Source organism: Paenibacillus sp. yr247, from assembly GCF_900103825.1.
In the GTDB taxonomy this organism is placed as follows: domain Bacteria; phylum Bacillota; class Bacilli; order Paenibacillales; family NBRC-103111; genus Paenibacillus_E.
The window spans coordinates 118591-133244 of sequence record NZ_FNIF01000007.1; the positions used below are offsets into that span (position 1 = coordinate 118591).

Genomic DNA, 14654 nt, shown 5'->3' on the forward strand with positions numbered 1-14654 from the left:
ATTAATGATAGTGCTGCCACAGCTCAGTATTTGACGTAGTCACCGCTATTGCCCCGGCTCCTAGCGCAAGCTCCACATCCTCCACAGAACGAATGAGTCCACCCGCAAAAATAGGAATGCCCGAACGTTCCTTCACTTCAGTAATAATGTGCGGAATGATACCGGGAAGCACCTCAATGAAATCGGGCTTCGTCCTCTCCAAGAGGGTGTAGCTTTTATCCAAGGCACTGCTATCTAGGAGAAAAAGCCGCTGAATGGCAATCAAACCATTCTGTTTCGTCTTCGTGATCACATTTCCCCGGGTCGAAATGATACCGGCAGGACGAATACTCTGACATAGAAATTCAGCCGCATACTCGTCGTTTTTCAGCCCTTCAATCAAGTCAGCGTGCAGAAGCAGCTTTTTTCCGTTAGCTCTGCCTAGATCCACGATGCTTTTCAGCTGCCCAATGTGACTGTCGAGCAGGACAATATATGAATAATTAGACTTAAATAATTTCTCTAAGTCTCTCATTTTGCGAATGGCCGGTAAAATACGCTGCTCTTGCAAATCCATGACCATCGCCTCCGTTTCTTGGATAATGAACCCGTTGCCTCCCCAGGCAAATTTATTGCGTGCCACCGCCTACTCGTCCAACGGCTTCAAAAAATCCTCCCGGTGGCCCTACTCCCGTGGTCCACGGGCCCAGAGTTAGCTACTCCAAGTAATCGAAACAGACGCCTAGATGCGCTTAACAGTGGACGATCTTTCAGCTGCAACAACATCATGCAAAAAGTACGGCAAATCAGAACGTATTTTCGATTCTGAGCAGCAATGATGTATTTTCTACATCAAATATCCCCATTTTTAACGAAAGCGGGGAGTATTCCACGAATTTGATGCACTTTTTGCATGATTTCGCGTAAAAACCTCAATATTGGGGAAATTCGCTGTACTTTTTACATCAAAGTTTGATCCTGCTGACTGCCACCGCTGTTCCTGCTTGTTATTTTCTGCTCCTGCTTGCCCCAGAATGAGCGGAAATTACAAAAAAACTCACCAAGTATTGCCGATGATATTCAATGGGCAATCCAAGTGAGTCTCCTGTTCTCCGTCACATATTATTAACTTACCTTCATTGTACTGAGGCGCTTACAGCCTGTCAATGATGAAAGCCAATTAACTTAAGTCGACAACGCCTTACGCACAGCCAAAATATACTTTGACTGATCGAGCGGATTGACCCCGCGCCGCTTACGTTCCGCATGAACGTCCGGCGGACTAGGCTGATAGCCTGCGAAAGAGGAGGTAATCACACCTCTTCCGCCGGACATCGCACTCAGCTTCACTGGATATTCCAGTGACGTAGCGACAGGGAGACGCCCTTCAACTACGAATCTGCCTCCTGCAATGTGCGGAGGATCAAAAGCCGCTCTCATCTGCACAAGGTCACTGAGCACCTTGCCGCCGAACTCTTCTGGCACGGTGATGCGCACCTGCAGCATCGGTTCGAGCAGCGTCGTACCCGTCTGCGCAAGGCCTTTCATGATGCCCATCGGCGTAGCAACTGCGAAGTCGAGCGGGTGAGTGTGCCACACGTGATGTTCGCCCTCGACGAGCGTCACCTTCAAATCGGTGACTTCCCAACCGAGCAGCCCTTGCTGGAGCGCCTCCGGCACGCGGCGCTCCACCTCGTTCTGGTACTGCACGAGCAGATGCTCGCCTCGTACCAGCGACTCATACACGAGCCCGCTGCCCAGCGCACCAGGCTCGATGCGAAAACGTAAGATGGCCCAGCACGGCTTGGGCATCGTATAGGCAATGTAGCCTTCTCCCACTTGCGAAGGCGTCTCTTTGTAGATAACGGAAGGTTGATCGAACCTTGCTTGGAGATTAAAACGCGAACGCAAGAGACTCGTGAGAATCTCAAGCTGAATCGCGCCCATGACTTTCACATGCAGCTCACGCTCCTCCTGCAGCCACTGCAGATCAAGCAGCGGATCTTCGTCCGTAAGCTCCTGCAGCGCTGCGACAAGCGCCGGATACTGCGCCTCGCTCTCGGCATGCACCTGCACGGTCAAGAGCGGGACCGCCATCCGCGGCGCTGGCGGCACGCTATCCGCCCGGCCCAGCACATCGCCGATCCGCACCTGCGTCAGGCCGCAAACGGCAGCAATATCGCCCGCAGCAACAAAACCGATATCCTCGGCTCTGCGGCCGTCGATTTTGCGGATCTGGGTCACCTTCTCTTCCACGCCCTGCGTGGCATTGACAATGGTGTCCCGGTTACGAATTGTCCCCTCGTAGAGGCGGACGTACGCCATTCTCCCCATGGTCTTGTCCCGCTCGACCTTGAACACCACGGCCGAAAGCGGCTGCTCCGCAGAGCCGCTCGGCCCAGGCAAATAATCAAGGATCGCTTCCATCAGCTCCTTGATACCCAACCCTTTGCTGGAGGCGCCCACCAGCAAAGGAAAAGCCGCCCCCTGCCGCGCATACCGCTGCAGGGTTGCCTTCACCTCGCGCGCTTCAACTGGCGCGCCTTCAATGTAGCTCGTGAGCATCCGCTCGTCGAGCTCCGATAGCTTCTCCACCGCGGATGCGAAGTCAAATCCGCGCACACCATCTGCGGAGTCAGCCTCCGCCGCCCCATCCACCAACACGTTCACCGCGCCGCGGAACGTGTCTTCCCTGCCCAGCGGTGCATAGATCGGCACCGCCATCTCCGTGAGCTGCTTGTGAATATCACGCAGCACGCGCTCAGGATCCGCGCCGACACGGTCCATTTTATTCATATATAGCAAGGTTGGTATCTGGAGTGATTGCAGCGTGTGCCAGATCATTTCCGTCTGTGACTGCACACCTTCTACCGCAGAAACAATGAGAATAGCCCCGTCCATCACCCGAAGCGAACGCTCCACCTCCGATAAGAAATCGACGTGCCCCGGCGTATCTACAAGATTAATCAACGTATCCTTCCATGAAAAAGAGGTCGTTGCGCTGCGAACCGAAATCCCCCGCTCTCTTTCCACATCCATGGAATCCGTCTGCGCAGTTCCGTTATCTACACTACCAAGCGCGCGAATTCGCCCGCTATGATAAAGAATATGCTCTGTCGTTGTCGTCTTACCTGCATCCACGTGCGCAAAAATGCCCACATTTCTTCTAGATATTGCTCGATTTTCATCCCTCATCAAAGCTCGGATCCCTTTCTATCACTATCTTACTGTCATTATACTAAAAGTGCGTACAAAAAGGATAAGCTTGTCTGTCATAGAATGTCTTTTTACAAATTCTGCTAGTCTGAATAGCGTTATGAGCATTATGATGGATATACTGAATCTAAGGAGGCATCCCACACTATGGAAACGATTCTGCTGAATAAACACCATCCAGCGATCACAGCCTTATCCCAATCAGACAGCAAGTTAGCTAGTCTCATTGAACTCATTGGTGATCTTACACTTACACCTAGCCATGTACCCTTTGAGTCACTCGTGATGTCGATTATTTCCCAGCAGCTCTCCGCAAAAGCTGCTGCGACAATCAAATCAAGAGTGAAGGTCATCTTGCCGATCATCTCACCTGAGCTCGTACTCGCCGCAGAAGAAGAAGCCATTCGGCAATGCGGAGTCTCCTATCCCAAAATCCGCTACATCCGCGATCTCAGCAGTAAGGTGATGAACGGCGAGGTTATCCTCGATAATCTTCATGAATTAGATAACGCAGAGCTGCTGAAACAGCTCACAAGTGTCAAAGGCATTGGAGCTTGGACCGCCGAAATGTTTCTCATTTTCACACTGGGCAGACCCGATGTCATGTCAATTGGCGATGCCGGCCTTCAGCGTGCAGCTAAGTGGCTGCATACCCTTGCTGATCGCAAGGACGGTAACTATTTAGGCGAAATTGCCCCGAACTGGACACCCTATCGCAGCTTTGCCTCATTGTATTTATGGCGTGCTATTGATAGTGGCTATGTGGATTCAGGTCTACAGGTGGAAGCATGCACGAAATCAGGCATCGTTTGAGGTACAAAAAAGCGCAAGAAGCAGGGTCGGCCTCTCGCGCTTTTTCTCATTCAGCTGCTGTTCGCAATCCTCGTAAATACGTCTTTAGCATTCGATGCAAGCTCTCATCTCGTTCCAGCTCCATGCGGAAGCCGTTTCTGTGTTCGAGGGAGGCAAACCCATGCACCATGCTCCGAAAGCCGCGTACCACGTGCAGCGCATCTTCCTCGCTGAGTCCATAGGGTGCTAAAATGCGCAGTAAAAAGAGTACAACTTGGCTGCCTGCTTCCTTCAACTCGGGATCCTCGTAGTCGGGCAATGAGGAGATTGCCTCGTAGAGTCCCGGCTGCTTCCTAGCGAAAATGACATAAGCGAAGCCTGCCGCTAGCAGCGCTTCATCTTCCGCTTTGCCAATAGCGGCCTCGACCATTGCCTCTTTAATGAGCATTAGTCCCCGCCGAGAAAGCTGCTTCCTGAGGTCAGGCAAGCCTTTAATATGATTGTAGAGTGACGGTGTTTTTACGTTCAATTTGGCTGCTAATGCCGCTAATGTCAGCTGCTCAACACCCTGTACGTCAGCCATTTCAATAGCCGCCTGAAGTACCGTTTCTGCGTCTAATCCTTGTCGGTATGCCACGGGAGTCCCTCGTCTCTAAATATTTGCTGCTTCTAAGTGAAATTTCTTCGCCGCTTCTTCCAGGGCGCGATCGATTATAGTCAGCGGCTGTTCAATCATCCGCCCATGTCCTACTGCGAGAACACTAGGCTCTAGTTGTCTCAGCTTACGCGCACTCTCCAGGGCCACTTCTTTATTCCACGTCGCCATAGCCGGGAACGGAAACCAGAACTTCATTAGACCCGAAACCGCAACACCGCCACGAACTTGAAAAGCATCTCCGGCAATCAACGCCCGACTACGCACATCCAGAAGGGCCATCATCCCTGGCGTATGTCCAGGAGCAGCTACAGCTTGCAGCGAGCCTACGCGGTCACCATCCTCCAGCAGCACATCCGGCTTCGTCTGTACAGACTTCGGAACGTCTCCCTTAATCGGTGAATTCGGTTCGCCAGCTTCTAGTTCCTTATTGCCCGCCAACAGCTTGGCATCTCTTCTCGAAATGTAGACCGTAACATCTGGCAGCACCTTTTTCAAACCGTCGAGTGCTCCAATATGGTCTCCGTGTGCATGCGTAAGGACGATGCGAGTGATTGGTTTTCCAATCTGTTCAGCTGCTTGAAGAATGCCTTTGACACTGAACGGCAGCGCCGCATCAATGAGCGTTAATTCCTTCTCTTCCTCCACCAAATAACAATTCACCGGAAAAAATCTCGGCATAAAAGCCAGTTGATACAAAGCACCGATACGCGTAATCTTCATGAAAAACGCCTCCCATTTACTAATTATATTAGTATAATAACTAATATTATTAGTTTTGTAAAGAGGGTAGCCGCCTAACAATCATTTTTTATCTCCTTATGGTAAAATAAATCTTATGCTGCCCATAGCTTGAACCTATTTTTTGATAAGGTGAGGATCCTACTTATGAATACCGAAACGTTGGAGCTTTTCCGGACGCTGACTGAACTGCAAGCAGCACCCGGTTTTGAACGAGAAATTCGCAAATTTGTACGCGGCGAGTTGGAAAAGTATACGAGTGAGTTCGTCCAGGATGGACTCGGCAGCTTGTTCGGCGTCGTGCGTGGCGATGAGACAGGCCCGCGAATTATGGTGGCCGGCCATTTCGACGAGGTCGGCTTCATCGTGAGCGGCATCACCGATCACGGTACGATCAAGTTCCAGCCGCTCGGCGGCTGGTTCAGTCAAGTACTGCCCGCACAGCGTGTGCAGATCATGACAGAGCAAGGGCCGATCATCGGCGTGATCGGCTCGGTGCCTGTGCACTTGCTGGACGAAGCGTCACGCAGCAAGCCTGCCGACATCAAGACGATGTACATCGACATCGGCGCGGAAGATAAAGCCGATGCACAGCGCATCGGCGTTCGTCTCGGGCAGCAGATTGTCCCCATCTGCCCGTTCACTCCCCTGGCCAATCCGAAGCGGATTATGGCCAAGGCTTGGGACAATCGCTACGGCGTCGGCCTGGCGATTGAGCTCTTGAAGGAGCTTCACGGTGGGCCGAAGCTCCCTAATGTCCTGTACGCCGGTGCTACCGTACAGGAAGAGGTTGGCGTGCGCGGCGGACGCACGGCTGCGAATCTCATCCAGCCGGACTTGTTCTACGCGCTGGATGCCAGCGCCGCCGGTGATATGACCGGCGACCGCAATGCCTTTGGGCAGCTGGGGCGCGGCGCGCTGCTGCGTGTCTTCGATCCCACGATGATCACCCACCGTGGGATGGTCGAATTCATTCTTGATACGGCGGAGACGCATAAGATCCCGTATCAGTATTTTATTTCGGCTGGCGGGACAGACGCCGGACAGGTGCATGTACAGGGCACCGGCATTCCCTCTGCCGTCATCGGTGTCTGCGCGCGCTACATTCATACATCCGCTTCGATTCTTCACGTGGAAGACTATGCCGCCGCGAAGGAACTGCTCATTAAGCTCGTGCAAGCGAGCGATCGCTCTACGCTGAATACGATCCATTCGCAAGCGTGATCACTTCCCTTTAGCCCGCCTCCATGGCGGGCTTTTTCTCATACAAATGTAGAACTGATGTTCCAATATATGGTATAATTAACAGAACTCATTGGATTAATAGAAAGAAGGACGATTATGACGTATATCATTCGTGAAGCTACCTCCCAGGATACTAAAGAAATCAGTACTTTTGTTTCCCAGCGCACCGGCAAGGCCATTTCCCCTTTACACATTGAAAATAGGTTGCATTTTATGCGTGAGAACCCTGATGAATTGCTCTATGTGTACGAGGAGAAGAATCAAATTCTTGGTACATTAGGCTTTCGCATTCGCCATAGCACCGATACCGTTTTGAAATTCAGTGAAATCTCCGTCATTTCTGTGGATGAAACGAAGAGCCGCCAAGCAGCAGCCGATAAATTAAAAAGCTATGCTGAGCAGCTTACCAGTGAGCACGATTGCTCCGGTATGTGGTGGATCACAGGGTCAGAGAAGAACGACGAAACACGGGCCGCCAATGAACCGTTAGGTTTTCATGAAACGGGTTATCGGTTCGTCAAGCGATTTCTATAGTTAATTGACAGGGTATATCGTTATGATGCCAGTCTACGAAAACGCTAAGGAGTGAATGCCATGTCAACTGGGCTTAGCACAGGACCTTTTCCTATTGAAAGTCACGGTAATCTTTTTTTACTTCTCTTTACAATCTTCGCTGTTCTTATAATCGGCTTTATTTTGTTTATCCTTATCAAAGGATTTATGTTGTGGTCATCCAACAATGCCTCCCCTATCCAAAGCCGCAAATGCAAGGTCGTAGCCAAAAAAATGCAGGTCAGCGGAGGCTCCGGCGCTTCCAGTGCGAGTACGAGTTATTATGCGACCTTTGAATTCGAGGATCGGAGCCGGTTGGAGTTACGGGTGGGGCAGCAGCAGTTTGGTTATATCGTAGAGAGCGATCAGGGAATACTTACTTATCAAGGCACAAGGTTCAAAGAATTCGTCCGTCCTCTTTCATAAAATTCGTAAGGAGTGCGTCGTATGACACATCAGTTTGTAACCGTCAAAGGATTAGAATTACTCTCCAAAGTTAGGACTTTCTGCAGCGAGCTGCCGGAAGTAGAAGAAAAGGTGGATGGCTTCGGTCATACCACTTTCCGTGTGAAGGATAAGCCCTTCGTGATGATGGGAGAGACGGATGGTCAACTGCTCAACCAGCAGCAATCAAAAACAAAATGAGAATATCATCCAAAAACAACGCATACGCGAGGAATTCAAAGAATACCCTGAAGTAGTCAGCAAAAATTGATTCTTAGCAAATAATCTGAATATTTACAATATTATAACAATGGGCTATAGTGAGATCAGGCTCACTTGAAGGACAAGTCGCACAGACGGTACGACACCCTAATAGGAGCGCAGGATATTCTAGATTCTGAAAGGGGATAGTCCAATGGACCATGTTAGCGAAACATGCCCACTTTTACTTCAAACGACAGAAGAAAAGGTGCGGGAACGGTCTACGTTCATCGGGCATGTGGGAACCCAGCAGCGGTAAATGTGAATAGCGTTTATTCGAGGAAAGGATCCGCAAGTAGGTAAAGTCGTAATTTGCAACGTCAGTTGTTTGATTGGAGTGTGTATAGGTACAATTGAATACCATAAGTGAACCTTAGGGACCTCCGGTTATCATAGATAAGCGGGGGCCCTATTTGCGTTCACGTTCTTATTTTGGTAAAGAAAACCGAACCGTAAACGTTGTCTTTTCATCAGGTCCGCTGTCTATGGAAATAAAACCTTGATGCATATCGATGATCTTCTTCACAATAGACAGGCCAAGTCCATTGCCGCCTGACGTCCGATTTCTGGATTTATCCGCTTTATAAAACCGCTCGAAGATATGCGGTAGATCTTCCTCCAATATGCAAGCTCCGTTATTCGATATTCGAATGACGACTTCTTCCCCGCTGCTGGTGACATGGACGCCAATCGTACCGCCACTGGGCGTAAATTTTATCGCGTTATGAATCAAATTCGTCCATACCTGGCTCATCAGGTCCTCGTCAGCTGTTAGCGTAACCGCCTCCAGCTCAATATCCATCTCGATGTTTTTCTCAACCCACTGCGGTTCACAAGCTAGAATATGATTGCGTATTTGCTTATCCAGCCGGTAACTTTTCGGCTCAAAAGGGTGATGCTGCGATTCTAATGATGACAGTTTCAGTAAATTGTCACTAAGTTTGGATAGCCGTGTACTCTCGGCTTCAATAATTTCTAAGTAATGCTTACGTTCCTCAGGGGTTATCTGCTCATTCTGCAGAGCACGCGAGAAACCGCTAATCGAGGTTAGAGGCGACTGTATTTCGTGGGATACGTTGGAGATGAACTCCTGCCTCATTTTCTCTAACTGCCCTAATTCAACCGCCATGTTGTTGATCGAATCGACCAGTTCCACGAAAGGACCGTTATGCGGGTTATTATCGACAGACACGTTGAAATCCCCTCTGGACATACTTCGAATCGCATGAATCATCGTTTGAAAAAATTTCATTTGCTGACTGCGGAAAAACCTGCCCAAAAAAGCCATCGTCATCCCCCAAAGAAATATGCCGCTAACACAGTTAATGAGTTGGACGATGACCTCAGAGGGACGCTTGTTGAAATGCGTGTACAGCCACTCTGTTCCGTAGAAGGCTGCCAACCAGTACACAATAATAAGTATAAAAACGCTAATTGCAAATAAACTGCCACGCACCCGCTGAGCTCGCGTCATCTTACTCTTCACAAACTTCACTCGCTTCTTCATACTCATGACCGCATCACCTCCATCCGATAGCCGAGCCCCCGAATTGTCGCGATCCGAAAAGTATGCCGCTCCTCCGGAAACCGCTCCCGGAGCCGATTAATATGCACATCCACCGTACGCTCGTTGCCTTCATAATCGAAGCCCCAAATCTGTTCAATAAGCTGGTCGCGCGAAAAGGTTTTACTCGGGTAACTAGCCAGCTTGTAGAGCAGTTCAAATTCTTTGAGAGGCAGGGTGACGCTCTCGGAACCGACAGTTACTTCATAAGTTTTACGATTCATGCTGAGGTCTCCGACCTGGACGATTTGGGATGAAGCGATCTTGTAACGCTTCAGCAGCGCCTTCACCCTCATCGCAAGCTCCACAGGCTCGAAGGGCTTGACGAGGTAATCGTCCGTGCCCAGCTCGAAGCCTTTGACCTTCTGCGAGGTCTCGCCTTTGGCGGTGAGCATGAGCAGCGGGATATCATAATGCTCCCGCAGCTCTTTGCACAGCTCCCACCCGTCCATATTCGGCATCATAATATCCATGATTACCATGTCAACTTGGACGGTTTCGAGCAGTTTGAGCGCTTCCGCGCCATCCGAGGCTTCGATGACATCAAAGCCTTCGTTCAGCATGAAGACACGGACCAGCTCACGTATATAAGGATCATCATCTACGATCAGAATTGGAGCCATTTGCATCCAGCCTCGCTTTTTTAAATCTTCTACTTTATTTTTTCTAGCATACAACAGCAAGCTTGTTTAGACGAATCCGGATTGCTGCAGTACCGATTCCTTATTCGATCGCCATGGAATGAAATTAGCATAAGCGACATTTATAAACTGAATTTAAACCAAAGCGGGCAATGCAACATGTAAGGGCTTTTATTGGAAAATAATTTGTGATACATTTTGAGAAAGGAACCGTTTGGGGGTACATAACTGTATGGTAAATAACACGTATGCCGATTTTAAAATGCTTCCCAACGCCGAAGCAGAAGCAGCGTTTCAAAGTGATGTCCTATCCGAGGGTTACTCCGCGTTCCGCCGCCTTCTGGACGGTATTACAGAGGCGATCAAAACCGCTGCGGATGCGGACATCGCAGGCATTGAGCACAGCATTGCCAAAGCAAGCCGCCTGTTCCCTGAACCGGTCAATTTCAGCCCCTCGTGGGCATGCATCTGGTCAGAACTCGAAGCTACAGTAGCAGCGAAGAAACATGTCTTATCTTCCATTTCGCACTCGGATCGCACAGGCGAATGGCAAGTCATTATGGATAACCCACAAGTCGTACAAGAAGTTGTTTGCTATCCCGGACTGGATTTCCATGACGCCGCCTACCTATACGCTTATTTCCGACCCCAGTTGGAAAAATCCGAGTATATCCGACTGCAGAAGATCCAAACGGTCATTCAGGAAATTGGCAATTTAAATAAATGATACATGGAGAACTGTCATGCTGCCCATTTCGATAGGTATTGCCGGAGGATCTGGCAGTGGTAAAACCACTATAAGCAACTATTTAGCTCACGCACTTACAAACTATAAAATAAAAGTTATACACATGGACAAGTATTACAAGAAGAAAAGACCCATTGCCATCGCACCATTCTCAGGCAAGGAGTACGAAGATTTTAATCACCCGACTGCAATCGATATAGATCAGGTCATCAATCAATTTAATCAAGCTTTACATAGTAAGGAGTATGACCTTGTCCTTATTGAAGGATTTTTATTGTTTCATTTTCCTGAATTACACGAGCTTATCGACTACAAGGTATTTGTTGATTGCCAATCGGACGACAGGCTTGTCAGGCGAATAGATAAATTCTCCGTAGAACGATACACACAAGAAGAAGTCATCACAGAATATCTAGATTTGGTCCGTCACCGGCACGATGAGTTTGTTGAACCTACTCGGTGGCATGCGAATTTGATTATCAATGGTTCTCAAAGGACGGAAAAAGGGAGTCAAATGCTTCTCGACTGGTTACGGCAGAAGTTGAAGGAGGGATACCATGATAATAATCATTAATGGCGCTTTTGGAGCAGGAAAGACGACAGCCGCAAATAGGCTTCTGCCCCTCATGCCAAACAGCATAATTTTTGATCCGGAAGAAATCGGTTATATGTTTAGAAAACTAGTGGCTGTAGAAGACCGTTTCGCCCATGACGATTTATAAACGTCAAAATTTCGACTATTTCTATGATGAATTCAAAAGTGTGGATGAGGATGTCTTTCATTTCTGCCTCACAGCTTCAGCGGAAACGCTGCATAGACGTTTAACCAAACGTGGAGATGAGCCCGGGGGATGGCAATTTCAGCAAGAAAATATCCTTGCATCATCTTAAAAAGTAAAAGATAAGGCTAAACTACTAAACTTTCCGAGGTTTTAACAGGAACCATTCCACTATGAATAGATTAATAAGTAAACCGATCCAGATGTTCACTTCGAGAATGTTAGCGATCATTTGCTCACGACCGCCTTCCGGAAGATGGAACCCATGCATACCCAAATACAACAAAATACAGACAGGGACGATCAGTCTTGCCGATGTGGCGACTAATGTGATGGCATAGCTGCGAATCATCCATATGCGGTGCTCATGAAATTGCCTTTTGACAGCGAATCGAAAGCCTTTCCAGCTTGTAAATAACCAAAGTAGACTCAGCGTTAGAAATGCCATGGCCTTCGTAAAGCTTTCGCTGTAAAAGGTCAATACAAGCCCTAAGAGCCCACTCAGCATAACGCTAATGACATATATGCGCCCTAAAGCCCGATGCCATGCTGGATAACTGGCACGGAAGCGCTCATGAAATTGGAATAAGCCGCTGACCAGAGCAACCAGAGCGAACCCAATATGTAAAACGAGAACCGTATAATGCAAAGAAAAGGCGGTGTTTAATGTTACTCGGCTATTGGCAGGATTTAAGGTGACATAGGGAAATACCGCGGCAATCGCCACGCCCAAAATGATTATTGCAAAGAAAATACCTAGCTTTTTACTCATATCCAACCCCCGTTTATGATCATCACTCCTCTGTTATTTTAACTCCTTCATCTAAAAGCCTTCTTACTAATTCCTTAAATAAATCTAAAGTGTCTAAAATCACTTCAGCTTAGACTTCATCCATTTGCACCAAAACAGGTCCGCGTCTACTTTCAATGTCGCTTTCTGTACCAGTACATAGATGCCGAAAAGCGGATCATCGATCTCCAAATCCTCGGGCGGCTTAACACTCTCCTGTTCGATTCGTTCATAGGACTTCATGAAGCGCTCTTTCTTCTCCTGATAGTACACCTCACGCTCATGAAGTACTTTCCGCGCCTGTTCTTTGTCTACAAGACCTATGCAATATACCTTCAGCGCCAACTCATCTCGAGTCACCGGCTCATCCGTAGGCTGTGCAATCCAGTGCCTTAGTGCTTCCCTGCCAATATGTGTTAACGTATATACCTTTTTATCCGGTTTATCTGACTGTGGAACATGTACAAATTCGACGTACCCCTTCTGTTCTAATTGAGCAAGGAGAGGGTAGATTTGACTATGCTTGGCTGGCCAAAAGGGTTGAATGTGCTGCATAAGTTCATAGCCAGTTCGAGAATTTCTAGTTAAAAGGCTAAGTAATCCATATGAAAGGGTATTCATTAAAACTCCTTTATTATGTCACAATTGACATATATCTTGCTTGGGTAGTATGATGATTTCATTCAAATTATAGAGAATACTACTTATAAGATCAATGGATAGAGTGGAGGCACCATTTTGAGTAAGGATGAGTTACAGCAAGTGCGTTTCTGGCCGATCATGATTGCGATCTTCTTCGGGTCATTCGTTGCGATCCTGAGTATGAGCACGATTAATATTGCTATACCAATTTTAAGTGAACATTTCCAGACCGATTTAAGCAAAATTCAATGGACGATTACAGGGTTCATGCTCGCAAGCGGTACAATCGCTCCCATTACGGGCTATTTTGGTGAGCGATTCAGCTATAAACGGCTATATGCTTTAGCACTCATTGGTTTTACCGTTTTTTCTCTTTTATGTGCGATTGCTTGGGACGCTTCATCACTCATTGCCTTCCGTATTGCGCAAGGGGCCTTTAGCGGACTCATTATGCCCGCGACCATGACCATTGTGTACCAAGTGATACCGAGGGATAAGCAGCCAATTGCGATCTCCCTGTGGTCCTTGTCAGCGATGATGGCACCTGCCATTGGTCCTACCTTGAGCGGATGGCTTTTACAAAATTGGAGCTGGCATTGGTTGTTCCTCATGAACGTACCTGTTGGTATCATTGCCACTTTTCTGGTACTGAAATTGATTCCTTACTACCGACTTTCTGTACCTAAAAAGTTTGATCTTCTCGGCTTATTAACGGTTGTAGCCAGCAGTCTTTCTTTACTCGTCGCTTTCTCTCAAGGTCATGCTTGGGGATGGACATCAGGTCGAGTTGTCGGGCTGTTCGCACTAGGTATTCTCGTTCTTCTGCTCTTCGTCTGGAGAGAACTGCGGGTGGAAACGCCGCTGCTGAATATTCGTGTATTATCTAATCCGCGTTATACATTAACGCTAATTATTTCTAGTATCGTCACGATTAGTTTGTATTCAGGAACTTTTTTGACACCTATCTTTCTGCAAAATATTCAGCACGTCACACCGCTTGATACGGGCTTGATCCTACTTCCTGCCTCATTAGTGATGGCACTGAGCATGCCAATTGTGGGCAAACTATATAGCATTGTTGGTCCGCGTGTTCTTATATTCATCGGTATTTCCTTAATTGCTATAGGGACCTTAACGCTTAGCTGGTTAAGTGTCGATGTATCGCGTGGTTATATCGTGTTCTGGATGATCGTTCGGAACCTCGGCATCGCCTTTGCCACCATGCCATCGAGCAATGCAGGGATGGAGCAAATTCCGAGAACGTTGTCCGGTCATGCCACGTCGATCAGCAACTGGGTTCGCAATGTGTTCGGCTCCTTTGCAATTGCTCTTTTCACCTCTGTCCTGTCGTCTCAAACTGCTGCACATTCCAAGGATTTGGTCAGCAGTGGCTTGAAGGACAAGGTACAGATTGGGATGCAGTCATTTACTATGAGTGTGAATGATGTGTACTTGCTGGCCACGTTCATCGTGCTAGCTGCGCTGCCGCTTAGCTTGTTCGTTGGCAAGCGGTCGATAGAGAAAGAATCTCCAGCAGCGATAGCTGCCGTTCGACCAAAAGCAGCTAAGTATTAAGAAATAAAGCTTACTAGAAATTTTCCATAT

Annotated in this window: 18 protein-coding genes; 10 read left to right on the forward strand and 8 right to left on the reverse strand. The window is 48.2% G+C overall.

Annotation, left to right across the window (positions count from 1 at the left end; translation table 11 throughout):
• Window position 1 precedes the first annotated feature (1 nt).
• Together BLT91_RS15200 and BLT91_RS15205 are read right to left on the reverse strand one after the other, a co-directional pair.
• On the reverse strand, window positions 2-556 hold the full coding sequence (locus BLT91_RS15200) for a glycerol-3-phosphate responsive antiterminator (protein WP_090822494.1): 555 nt from the start codon (window positions 554-556) through the stop codon (window positions 2-4).
• A 608-nt stretch (window positions 557-1164) separates the two neighbouring features.
• A complete protein-coding gene (locus BLT91_RS15205; RefSeq protein WP_090822327.1) occupies window positions 1165-3174 on the reverse strand; it encodes a GTP-binding protein in 2010 nt (669 codons plus the stop codon).
• A 168-nt stretch (window positions 3175-3342) separates the two neighbouring features.
• Here BLT91_RS15205 and BLT91_RS15210 point away from each other — a divergent pair, with 168 nt between their 5' ends.
• The gene (locus BLT91_RS15210; protein WP_090822329.1) at window positions 3343-4008 is read left to right on the forward strand and encodes a DNA-3-methyladenine glycosylase family protein; all 666 of its coding nucleotides are present in this window, start codon (window positions 3343-3345) and stop codon (window positions 4006-4008) included.
• Between the two features lie 46 nt (window positions 4009-4054).
• Here BLT91_RS15210 and BLT91_RS15215 read toward each other — a convergent pair whose 3' ends face one another.
• Both BLT91_RS15215 and BLT91_RS15220 read right to left on the reverse strand, forming a co-directional pair.
• Window positions 4055-4624, reverse strand: a complete 570-nt coding sequence (locus BLT91_RS15215; protein ID WP_141224995.1) for a TetR/AcrR family transcriptional regulator — start codon at window positions 4622-4624, stop codon at window positions 4055-4057.
• Window positions 4625-4639: 15 nt separating this feature from the next.
• Complete coding sequence (locus BLT91_RS15220; protein ID WP_090822331.1) at window positions 4640-5365, reverse strand: MBL fold metallo-hydrolase; 726 nt, start codon at window positions 5363-5365, stop codon at window positions 4640-4642.
• 165 nt (window positions 5366-5530) lie between these two features.
• Between BLT91_RS15220 and BLT91_RS15225 the strand changes: the two genes are divergently transcribed.
• The 4 genes from BLT91_RS15225 (at window position 5531) to BLT91_RS31630 (ending at window position 7825) form a co-directional block, all read left to right on the forward strand.
• Window positions 5531-6607 (forward strand): M42 family metallopeptidase, encoded by a 1077-nt coding sequence (locus tag BLT91_RS15225; RefSeq protein ID WP_090822333.1) that lies wholly within the window; start codon window positions 5531-5533, stop codon window positions 6605-6607.
• A 117-nt stretch (window positions 6608-6724) separates the two neighbouring features.
• Window positions 6725-7162: a GNAT family N-acetyltransferase gene (locus BLT91_RS15230; RefSeq protein WP_090822336.1), complete on the forward strand. Its 438-nt coding sequence runs from the start codon at window positions 6725-6727 to the stop codon at window positions 7160-7162.
• A gap of 60 nt (window positions 7163-7222) precedes the next feature.
• Window positions 7223-7606: a DUF2500 domain-containing protein gene (locus BLT91_RS15235; RefSeq protein ID WP_090822338.1), complete on the forward strand. Its 384-nt coding sequence runs from the start codon at window positions 7223-7225 to the stop codon at window positions 7604-7606.
• A 21-nt stretch (window positions 7607-7627) separates the two neighbouring features.
• Window positions 7628-7825: an MmcQ/YjbR family DNA-binding protein gene (locus BLT91_RS31630; protein WP_175532314.1), complete on the forward strand. Its 198-nt coding sequence runs from the start codon at window positions 7628-7630 to the stop codon at window positions 7823-7825.
• A 487-nt stretch (window positions 7826-8312) separates the two neighbouring features.
• Here BLT91_RS31630 and BLT91_RS15245 read toward each other — a convergent pair whose 3' ends face one another.
• Window positions 8313-9392 (reverse strand): sensor histidine kinase, encoded by a 1080-nt coding sequence (locus BLT91_RS15245; RefSeq protein WP_090822500.1) that lies wholly within the window; start codon window positions 9390-9392, stop codon window positions 8313-8315.
• Between the two features lie 2 nt (window positions 9393-9394).
• A complete protein-coding gene (locus tag BLT91_RS15250; protein ID WP_090822340.1) occupies window positions 9395-10072 on the reverse strand; it encodes a response regulator transcription factor in 678 nt (225 codons plus the stop codon).
• A 250-nt stretch (window positions 10073-10322) separates the two neighbouring features.
• Here BLT91_RS15250 and BLT91_RS15255 point away from each other — a divergent pair, with 250 nt between their 5' ends.
• The 4 genes from BLT91_RS15255 to BLT91_RS15270 are packed head-to-tail and all read left to right on the forward strand — an operon-like array spanning window position 10323 to window position 11729.
• A complete protein-coding gene (locus BLT91_RS15255; RefSeq protein WP_090822341.1) occupies window positions 10323-10817 on the forward strand; it encodes a hypothetical protein in 495 nt (164 codons plus the stop codon).
• A gap of 16 nt (window positions 10818-10833) precedes the next feature.
• The gene (locus tag BLT91_RS15260) at window positions 10834-11412 is read left to right on the forward strand and encodes an AAA family ATPase (protein ID WP_090822344.1); all 579 of its coding nucleotides are present in this window, start codon (window positions 10834-10836) and stop codon (window positions 11410-11412) included.
• On the forward strand, window positions 11396-11560 hold the full coding sequence (locus tag BLT91_RS15265) for an AAA family ATPase (protein ID WP_217635230.1): 165 nt from the start codon (window positions 11396-11398) through the stop codon (window positions 11558-11560). The genes BLT91_RS15260 and BLT91_RS15265 overlap by 17 nt, the downstream gene beginning before the upstream one ends.
• Window positions 11547-11729, forward strand: a complete 183-nt coding sequence (locus tag BLT91_RS15270; RefSeq protein WP_090822347.1) for a hypothetical protein — start codon at window positions 11547-11549, stop codon at window positions 11727-11729. Before BLT91_RS15265 ends, BLT91_RS15270 begins: the two co-directional genes overlap by 14 nt.
• Window positions 11730-11753: 24 nt before the next feature.
• Here the strand turns inward: BLT91_RS15270 and BLT91_RS15275 are convergent, their stop codons facing one another.
• Complete coding sequence (locus BLT91_RS15275) at window positions 11754-12389, reverse strand: DUF2306 domain-containing protein (RefSeq protein ID WP_254776963.1); 636 nt, start codon at window positions 12387-12389, stop codon at window positions 11754-11756.
• Between the two features lie 99 nt (window positions 12390-12488).
• Complete coding sequence (locus BLT91_RS15280; protein ID WP_090822351.1) at window positions 12489-13028, reverse strand: PadR family transcriptional regulator; 540 nt, start codon at window positions 13026-13028, stop codon at window positions 12489-12491.
• Window positions 13029-13145: 117 nt separating this feature from the next.
• Between BLT91_RS15280 and BLT91_RS15285 the strand changes: the two genes are divergently transcribed.
• Window positions 13146-14624, forward strand: a complete 1479-nt coding sequence (locus tag BLT91_RS15285) for a DHA2 family efflux MFS transporter permease subunit (protein ID WP_368086808.1) — start codon at window positions 13146-13148, stop codon at window positions 14622-14624.
• Window positions 14625-14654 lie beyond the last annotated feature (30 nt).

Excerpts from the sequence above, each read along its gene's own strand:
- BLT91_RS15225 (WP_090822333.1), top strand. The coding sequence starts at position 5,531 with ATGAATACCGAAACGTTGGAGCTTTTCCGGACGCTGACTGAACTGCAA.
- BLT91_RS15230 (WP_090822336.1), top strand. The coding sequence starts at position 6,725 with ATGACGTATATCATTCGTGAAGCTACCTCCCAGGATACTAAAGAAATC.
- BLT91_RS15265 (WP_217635230.1), top strand. The coding sequence starts at position 11,396 with ATGATAATAATCATTAATGGCGCTTTTGGAGCAGGAAAGACGACAGCC.
- BLT91_RS15275 (WP_254776963.1), bottom strand. The coding sequence starts at position 12,389 with ATGAGTAAAAAGCTAGGTATTTTCTTTGCAATAATCATTTTGGGCGTG.
- BLT91_RS31630 (WP_175532314.1), top strand. The coding sequence starts at position 7,628 with ATGACACATCAGTTTGTAACCGTCAAAGGATTAGAATTACTCTCCAAA.
- BLT91_RS15255 (WP_090822341.1), top strand. The coding sequence starts at position 10,323 with ATGGTAAATAACACGTATGCCGATTTTAAAATGCTTCCCAACGCCGAA.
- BLT91_RS15270 (WP_090822347.1), top strand. The coding sequence starts at position 11,547 with ATGACGATTTATAAACGTCAAAATTTCGACTATTTCTATGATGAATTC.
- BLT91_RS15210 (WP_090822329.1), top strand. The coding sequence starts at position 3,343 with ATGGAAACGATTCTGCTGAATAAACACCATCCAGCGATCACAGCCTTA.
- BLT91_RS15250 (WP_090822340.1), bottom strand. The coding sequence starts at position 10,072 with ATGGCTCCAATTCTGATCGTAGATGATGATCCTTATATACGTGAGCTG.
- BLT91_RS15280 (WP_090822351.1), bottom strand. The coding sequence starts at position 13,028 with ATGAATACCCTTTCATATGGATTACTTAGCCTTTTAACTAGAAATTCT.
- BLT91_RS15205 (WP_090822327.1), bottom strand. The coding sequence starts at position 3,174 with ATGAGGGATGAAAATCGAGCAATATCTAGAAGAAATGTGGGCATTTTT.
- BLT91_RS15220 (WP_090822331.1), bottom strand. The coding sequence starts at position 5,365 with ATGAAGATTACGCGTATCGGTGCTTTGTATCAACTGGCTTTTATGCCG.
- BLT91_RS15235 (WP_090822338.1), top strand. The coding sequence starts at position 7,223 with ATGTCAACTGGGCTTAGCACAGGACCTTTTCCTATTGAAAGTCACGGT.
- BLT91_RS15245 (WP_090822500.1), bottom strand. The coding sequence starts at position 9,392 with ATGAAGAAGCGAGTGAAGTTTGTGAAGAGTAAGATGACGCGAGCTCAG.
- BLT91_RS15260 (WP_090822344.1), top strand. The coding sequence starts at position 10,834 with ATGCTGCCCATTTCGATAGGTATTGCCGGAGGATCTGGCAGTGGTAAA.
- BLT91_RS15200 (WP_090822494.1), bottom strand. The coding sequence starts at position 556 with ATGGATTTGCAAGAGCAGCGTATTTTACCGGCCATTCGCAAAATGAGA.